Source organism: Aromatoleum evansii (genome assembly GCF_012910805.1).
GTDB classification, from domain to species: domain Bacteria; phylum Pseudomonadota; class Gammaproteobacteria; order Burkholderiales; family Rhodocyclaceae; genus Aromatoleum; species Aromatoleum evansii.
In genome coordinates this window covers 1-379 of the sequence record NZ_WTVK01000326.1, presented here as the reverse complement: position 1 = coordinate 379, position 379 = coordinate 1, and the positions used below count along the sequence as shown (strand labels likewise).

1 protein-coding gene is annotated in these 379 nt (G+C 32.7%); it reads right to left on the bottom strand.

Annotation, left to right across the window (positions count from 1 at the left end; all coding sequences use genetic code 11):
- Nucleotides 1–183 precede the first annotated feature (183 nt).
- Nucleotides 184–379: phosphatidylglycerol lysyltransferase domain-containing protein (locus GO615_RS30200; RefSeq protein WP_169133133.1), on the bottom strand; the 196-nt coding region annotated here is incomplete at its 5' end.

Below are 379 nucleotides of genomic sequence, written 5' to 3'. Positions count from 1 at the left end.
TGATTGGGCTGATAATAAAAGTTAGGCGACTTAACTTAAGCTCATTTCAATATTAAAATACGGTACAGATAGGAAACTTAAATATTCTTATCTGTACCGTTTTTTATAAATCATTCTTTATAGAAACCAAAAAATCCAAGCGCTTCAGGCATAACTGTATACCTCTTAGCACTTGGATTTTAATTATTTGTGACGTATTACACGCATTACTTTAGAAAGTGATTCCCAAAGCGAATTATCTTTACGATAAACTAAAAAGCGTGGTTCCCAATTCGGATTATATTTAGATTTATAACGACGTAATCCTTGGAAACGATATAGACCGTTGAAATGTTCAAAGACACGGCCTGCAAGTCGTTCTCTTAAATATGAATAATGC